The organism is Curvivirga sp., from assembly GCF_965219885.1.
In the GTDB taxonomy this organism is placed as follows: Bacteria; Pseudomonadota; Alphaproteobacteria; order UBA8366; family Aestuariispiraceae; genus Curvivirga.
Genome location: NZ_CBDCOT010000002.1, coordinates 1 through 8,289 on the forward strand (window position 1 = coordinate 1; position 8,289 = coordinate 8,289).

Below are 8,289 nucleotides of genomic sequence, written 5' to 3' on the forward strand. Positions count from 1 at the left end.
TCCTCAAATTATACCCCCTACAATTCCGCGCTCATCCACACCTCATCGTGGAAAAAGGCCAAGGAACGAGACATTTGACGTCAGCCATATACCAAATCTGACGAATGTACCCCATGATGCGGCGGCCATCGCAGCTGAAGTCTCAGCAGCAGCGGCTGCCCAGGCATCAAAGGAATTTCGCAGGATGCGAGATCCTAAAATTACCAAATTCAAAGGAGGGTACTCGGCTGACGCCGAACTCACGTTCCGTTCTTGGCGCGCGGACATCTTAACACATATCCAAGATAGAGAGCTGGACAACAAAGCCGCCATCCAGCTCATAAAGGATATGACATTAGACAACGCCCGCCGCGAAGTCGAATACCAGCTAGACATCTGCGGCGGGATAATAACATATCAGGACCTGCTCAAACACCTGAGCGTCGCCTTCCAAGGAGGCGACGAAGAGGCGAATTTGATAGCAGAGTTCTATAGCCGTGGTCAGAAGACAAAAGAAACGGAAGAGGCTTTCGCCGACGAGTTACAAATACTCGCTCGGAAGGTCATGACCAGGAAGCCCAACTTCCGTCACGACTTGGACTCAACCCTGAAGCAGCGATACGCGAGTCAGCTTTCTGACAAACATAGTGCGTCAATCGCCAAAACGCTTCTGAAACAGATGCCCAAAATATCATTTACGGAATTCCGTAATGAGCTGTCAAGAGTTCTTGGAACTCGACAAAAAGCAGCAGCCAAGGCATCTGTAAAAGCCGTGTCAGCCACTACAACAGAGACGGAGTCTGAAAGTGAACCTGTAGCGTCCAAACCCCGCTCCAAACATATCAAGAAGGACGGGAAAATTAGCGCCCAGGCTTCACAAATTAAAGAACTCCGCTCTAAGTTGGACGAGGCAATCGCCGAAAACTCTCAAATGAGAGAATATTTCAGTCCAACCTCTTTGCAGACAGCATTTACAAATGCTCTGCAGGCTGCCGGTAAATCCAAGTCTACTACCAACACAAGACCCGGCTCACGACCTTTTCAGGGTAAAAGAAGACCATCCCAGTTATCGGCTGGAATTGATGGTACCACCGACCCTGAAAAAACCTGCAACTATTGCAAGGACACGGGGCATTGGATAAGGAATTGCCTTAGGCTTCAAGCCAGAAAGGTATTCCTTAAGAAACAGGAAGAACAAGCGGGTGGGTTAAACTAAAGACTCCTGCTTCCCAGGGTCATGGACGCAGGGGAGGAGTCAAGGTTGGCCCACACTCGCCACCTTTCCATGCAGCAAAGTTTGAGGAAATTCTGAAAACTTTGACCAATCATGCGGTTTCCTTTGAAACCAAGCAACGTGTACTTAACAGGGCAGTCTCGCAATGTCCGTCCATAACCATAGATATCCTTGGCCAGAAAATTCCATCTCTTCTGGATTCAGGATCTATGGTGACGCTCATACGCGAGGGATATTTTACTAAAAATATCTTGCCCCTGTTAAAGAGAACAGCTGGCGACTTAACTGAAGCACATTCGCTGTTTCGGTTGTCGGCAGCTAACAACGAAGTAATGCCAGTTTCGAAGTATTTTGAAGCTGACGTTACTTTGCTTGGTTTCACAATACCGCATGTGGGATTTCTTGTGGTGAAAGACCCCAATACACTTCTAGAACCCCAACATAGCACCCAACTTCCAGGGGTAATCGGGTGTAACCTGATACGCCTAGGGTGTGAAGAGTTTGGGAAAGTGTACGGGTTTGAAGCCTTCGAGGAATTCCGGTGTCCTCAAAATTTACATCCGGTAGTCTTCGCCCAGATGTGTTCTTTTTACCACCAGGGTAAACTATCGGATCAGCCTCAAACTTTAACTGCAAATCAAATTAATTTAGGCCAAATAAATATCAATACCTCGAAGATTAGCTCCGAGGTACAAAATCAAGACCTTAGCCAGGAAACAGTACTAAGCCAAGTTTGGGTGGGCAACCCCCAACAGGCTATCTGTATTCCGGCCAACTCCATGAAGGTTGTTCAGGGTAAGACTAACAAAATTACCCGACGGCTTTCATGCATGGTTGAGGCTAGGGCATACAATAATCTCCCTAGGGGGATAGTGGTCAACAGGACCATGTTTACCCCTAACAAAAACAAACAAGTCCCCGTTTCCCTTGTAAACACTAACACCTACAACGTCTGGATACGCCAAACACTCTTAGCGGCCGACGTTGTAGAGGCAGAAGACTGCCCATGGGACTATCAATCCATCATGTCCCGTGATGGCGATAACATCAATGTCTCTTTCTGCCCTCTGCCTTCTTCGGAAGTGCAGGCGGAAATTCTGTCTCAGGGTGTTAGCAGCAAGGTTACTGATATTGGAACCGAAAAACGACAAGAAGGAGGCGAGAGGCCAAAATTTGGTCCTCGACCCAACTTCAAAGATCCAGATTTCGACTTTGATATGGAACTGAGCCGACTTCCCTTCCCTGTAAACATGGGGGAAGTTAACATGAGTGAATTGCAGCAAAAGCGGTTCCTTGAGCTCATCTATGACAACCAGAGCGTGTTTTCATTGTGTGATGAAGACCTTGGTCTTTGTGACCGTCTGAAACACACAATACCCACAACAACGGACAGACCCATATACTTGCCACACCGTACAATCCCAGTCCAACTACAGGCTGAGGTTCGCAAGTGCCTTGACACCTGGCTTAGGCAAGGTATCATTCGGCCTTCGCGAAGCCCGTACGCGTCGCAAGTGGTCATAGTTCGTAAAAAAACTGGGGAAATACGCTTATGTGTCGACTTCAGAGCTCTGAACGCCGTAACAATACGCGATTCATTCCCTCTCCCTCGAATTGAGGAAGCCCTCCAAGCTGTGAAAGCAGCAGTCTGGTTTACCTCATTCGACCTGGCCCAGGGATATTTGCAATTGGCTATGGATGAGGCAGACATCCATAAAACTGCATTTCGCGCCGGATCATCAGGTTTATATGAGTTCACTCGTATGCCTTTTGGTCTATCCAACGCGGGTGCCAGTTTTTGTCGCCTCATGGAGATGTGCCTTGGGGATCAGCAGTACTTGACGCTCCTGTTCTACCTCGATGATATCTGCATTTTTAGCAGTTCAATCGACGAGATGTTGGACAGGATCGCCATGGTGCTGTACCGCCTCAAGGAGTTCAATCTCAAAATCAAGCCGAAAAAATCGTTCTTCTTCCAGTCGAACGTTTTATTCCTGGGCCACATGCTCTCCAAAGACGGGATATTACCTAATCCTGAAAAGGTGAGCAAGGTGAGAGATTGGCCAGTTCCCAAAACGGCAAAAGAAGTCCATTCGTTCCTAGGATTGGCCTCATATTATCGAAGGTTTATACCCAAATTCGCTAAATGGGCTAATCCTCTGCACGACTTAATCCGTCCTATAGCGACAAAAAAGAAGCGTGCAGGAACACGACTTCCGCCGTTATCATCGGACCAACAACTACCGCCATTTAAATGGGATTCTCAACATCAAGAATCCTTCGATAGGCTGAAGGATGCTTTAACTAGCTCCCCAATTTTGGCCTATCCAAATTATGACAAGCCATTTATTCTGGAGACGGACGCATCTCTAAAAGGGCTTGGAGCTGTTTTGACGCAAGAGGATGACGATGGAAACTACCGCGTCATATCCTACGCCAGCCGTACGCTCAAACCGTACGAAAGGTCGATGCGGAAATACAGCTCAGCTAAACTGGAGTTGCTAGCTCTCAAGTGGGCAATATGTGATAAATTCAGGGATTATCTTATTGGTAGCCGTTTCACCGTGCTTACTGATAATAATCCTCTGACATATGTCCGTAAGTCTCGCTTGGGCGCCGCCCAGATCAGATGGCTTAGTGATCTCGCGCTGTTTGACTTTGAGATCAAATATAGGGCCGGGAAATCCAACCAGGCAGCTGACGCTCTGAGCCGGCGGCCTGAAAATCCCGATTCATCTTCTGAGTCTTCAGATGGTGAGGAGGAGTGGGATACCATTTCTTATGAGATGGTCTGCCAAATCCTCGATTACCATCTAGGCTCAGCCAAATTGCCCTATCATGTCAAACATGAAATACAAAATAACATCGCGGATGTTGAAGTGGCAAACTCATCAATAAACATCAAACCAACCAACATCATAAAGGCACAACTACAAGAGGTCAAACTCTTCGACTCCATCACGCCAGACCAAATGGCGGAGTATCAGAAGAAAGACCTCCAGTTGTCGCTAGTTTATGATAAGGTTCTCAACAACAAAAAACCTAAGCTGTCAGAGATACACCGTATCCAATCGAAACCTATTCGTAGGTTACTGTTACAGTTCAATCGATTGTCACTGATACGGGGTGTCCTGCATCGCCGCTCCTTTAAGGACGACGATGAAATACAACAGCTTATCCTGCCACAACAACTCCGCAGACCCATCTTGCAATCTCTTCATGATGACAATGGTCATCAGGGTCAGCAGCGCGTACTTAGCTTATTACGAGAAAAGGTGTATTGGCCGTCCATGTACAGAGACACAGATCACTGGCTATCCCAGTGTGAAAGATGTCTCATATCTAAGGGCGATTACACAGAGCCTAAAACTCAACAGGGTAGCTTAACAGCTCAACAACCCTTGGAGTTGCTCTGTATTGACTTCACTAAGGCAGACGTTGCTAAGGGGGGCAAAGAGAACATCCTTGTTCTCACTGATGCCTTCTCGAAGTACAGTCAAGCCATAGTGACCAACAACCAAAAAGCCCTTACAGTTGCCAAAATTTTGGTGGAGAAATGGTTTTCTGTTTTCGGGATTCCTGCCAGGATCCACAGTGATCAAGGCAGATCCTTTGACAACGAAATCATTGGCCACCTCTGCAAGATGTATGGTGTCAAACAAACAACAACTACGCCATACAATCCAAGAGGCAACTCTTTATGTGAACGGTTTAATCGCACCTTATTTGGACTGATGAGGACTTTAACCAGTGAGCAGAAGCCAAATTGGCCAAACTATCTGCCTTCTTTGGTTTTCGCTTACAATGCCACGCCACATGCGTCGACTGGTCTGCAACCTTACGAGCTCATGTTCGGGCGCAAGGCACCAATGCCTTGCGATAACTGGCTTGGGCTCGATAACTACAAACCGGACAGTTTTAAATCAAAAACAGTCTGGCTAAATCAGCAGCTAAATGCCATGTTGCACGCAAACAAGCAGGCATTGAAATCAATCAAAAAATCAGTCCAGCGTAATAAGAATCGAACTGGCGGAAAACCACTGGACATTCCAATCGGGAATCATGTGTTACTGCGTGATCACCCGGAAGGCCGAAACAAGATTCAGGACAGGTACAAGTCGGACGTGTACATTGTAGTTGGCCATCATGCAGAGCCAAATGTTTATTACATTCAGCTTCTGAATTCTGATAAACCTGGCTCTCCAAAAGCGGTCAACCGACGTCAACTGTTTGACCTTAACCGTACTAGTCCTCCTTCTGAGGCAACTTCCCTAAATGGTGATTTTGCAGCAATACCATCATTCCTGCATAAATCTATACATAAACAACATAACTTAAACAACACAATAGACCTACCATCTCATCAATACAACACTAGGTCAAAACGCAAAGCAGCCACCGCTGGTAGGCAGGCGGAGGTGAATACAATAATTACTCATTTGTAACTAGCCATTTAAGCACAAATGGAGTTACAGTAATTTTGTTTTCTACGCTGTTTTGTGCCTGTGTTGCGCGACGAACCATATCAGTGCACATCATGCTACATTGTATAGTAAGTCCAAAGGTCCCCCCGTGGGATGGATGCGGTTGGAGAGGGGAGGTATTCTCTGGTGTCTAATTCCCAAGTCGTGATTGACAGATTCGCCTAATGGAGGTTGAGTAATAAATCCATAGTTTGGGTTTTTGAGTTTGCTCATTGTTTGAACTCAATTGATTCATTTTGGTTTTGTTCAAGTATTGAGCACTTAAACTTTTCAACCCAAATAATGTATTGATCATTCTTGTCCTCTGATCTGGACGAGGGAAGTCTATCCTTGAGTTCAAGTACTGTGCCAAACATGTAGCGGGTAAGCAACATACTCTGTACGGCACGTGTTGGCAGGGTCTGAACATAATCGGGGATAGCGCCGGGTCGGCGTAGCTCACGACGGGTCGGGAATTAGAGTGTGTGGTGGTTAGGGAATAGCTAGGCGGTCAGGGATTACTCTGCGTTGAGGAATGGCTTATGTTGTGTACACATTTCCCTCAGTCCCCACTGATGAGGGAGGTAGACACATGACATGGTTGTGAATTGGGTCCAACAATCCTGTACTGCTTTCAGTATTTCATTATTCCACTGAAGTGGTCTGGATAAAATTGGACAGCCTCATACGCTCATTCATTGAGTATTCACTTTGAAAGTTCGTAGAGTCCCTGGTCCCAGTACCCCTGGCATTGCAATGTGCATATGTAGCATGAATGGTTCACCAACAATTTGAGATGTTCTGTCGGACATAATTACGGTTTCCTTTACGGGTATACTGTTTATGTCAAGGACATCTTCAAATATTGAAATTCATTATGATGCTTACACTAGGGTATACACTATTCCACTTTTATAAAGTTGGTAATATGCCCTTACATGTTATTACATGTTGTATGTATTTATTTTGTTTTTCCACTTGTTTTCTCTTGTGTTGATTAGAATTGTCAATAGTTAAACATATTTTCACAAATATTACTATTTGGCAATCTGGTCAGTATAAGAACTGATACTAATCAGCACATTAAACAACCTTTTATCCCTAGGGGTAAAAGTAAAAAAGCCCAACTGAAACAGCAAATTTTTCATTTTCATCAAACATTCCACTCTATCTTTTGATAATCTTTTACTTGACATGCAAACTATTTGGGGGGTGTGTGTAACCGCCGAGACGTTTAGAACACTAGAATTCTAGAACATCTAGAACATCTAGAACATCTAGAACATTCTGAACATTCTGGACATTCTCCGGTTGCATCCCTTAGGTAGTTTGAAATTATTTTCTATTTATAAATTAAAATAATAATAATGTGGTATTCTATAATGTGCTTGTTATAAGTTTGCAATGTCAATGATGGATTTGTACAGTTTATTCCCTGGCTTTCGCTATGGGATTGAATCTTTACCATCTGTTATTGATATTTGCTTTATATAACTTTCATATTCTGGAATGCTTTCACGTTATTAATTAATATTATAAAACTTTAATCATTTCATCAATTTTAAGGGGGAAAACCGGGCCCCTGCCTGGTGCCTCCCATACCCGCCTGGGGCCTCACAGCCTGCCAGTGACCATCTCTGTTCAGTCATGCTGGTTAGGCAAATAGGTCGCCATGCCTTAACTCTTTTCCCTTAAACTGTGATGCATTGAGCTCCTCAGTCTGAGCCAAACCTTCAAGCAGTGAAGACATGCTCTATTGCTGTTAAAGGTCCATTGACTGAGGAGGCCTCATGCTCCATAAGCCAGGTATTTGACAAATTTACTTTACTTTAATTTAATTAAATATTATGTTTTATACCTTAAAAACCTTCAACCGGTTTAGCATTGTTTTACAGGTCTAATTTAAATTGGAGGGAGAGATTGGAGGGTTAGGAAAATTAATTAAATTCACTTTCGGTTCATTTAAATCAATTTAAACCTATTTGTAAACCATTTACTGGTTATTATATGATTTTTTAATGTATATTTTGTAAACGGTTATAGAGATAGGAGAGATGGGGTTAGTCATGAAGCACATGGTGTACTTGGCTATAGTCAGTGGCCAGTGTAACGGTTGGTTGCACATGCAACCCTTAAACCTTACACTGGGCCAGCCAGCCAGCCAGCTCTCTCCCAATTGAGGTAACCTTAATTCCTTTTCAGTTCTTTTATTATAATTTAATTGTCAAATACTCTATAGATACCAACCGGATTTATGACTTTAAATATATACAATATAGCTGTGATAGGGTTATTGGTTTTTAATGTGGTTTTAGAGGTTTTTAGCTATTTTTACTAATATAAATGGTTTTACTTGATTGTGCAATGTGTGTGTGTGTGTCTGTATGTCTGTGATATAGTTTAAAAGGGTTTATCCGGTAGTTGGGTTTATTAAAAGGGGTTTACTTGGTTTATAGTAATTATTGTAAAACTCATATTATTTCAATTGATTTCTTTGTAGCTTTTTAACTGGACGTTTAAGGGGTTGGGAAATGGGTAAAATTGGTTGAAAACTCTTGAAATTATGTAATTTTCGGTTTATTTGGTTTATATAATAAATTCATATCAATTAAT

General features: G+C 43.7%; 2 protein-coding genes. Both read left to right on the forward strand.

The features are described 5' to 3' along the window. Positions 1–1,195 (forward strand): hypothetical protein (locus ACOQOA_RS00015; RefSeq protein ID WP_420546651.1); only part of this gene is annotated, 1,195 nt, incomplete at its 5' end. A 101-nt stretch (positions 1,196–1,296) separates the two neighbouring features. Next, positions 1,297–5,658 (forward strand): RNase H-like domain-containing protein, encoded by a 4,362-nt coding sequence (locus ACOQOA_RS00020; protein ID WP_420546652.1) that lies wholly within the window; start codon positions 1,297–1,299, stop codon positions 5,656–5,658. Positions 5,659–8,289: the final 2,631 nt, after the last annotated feature.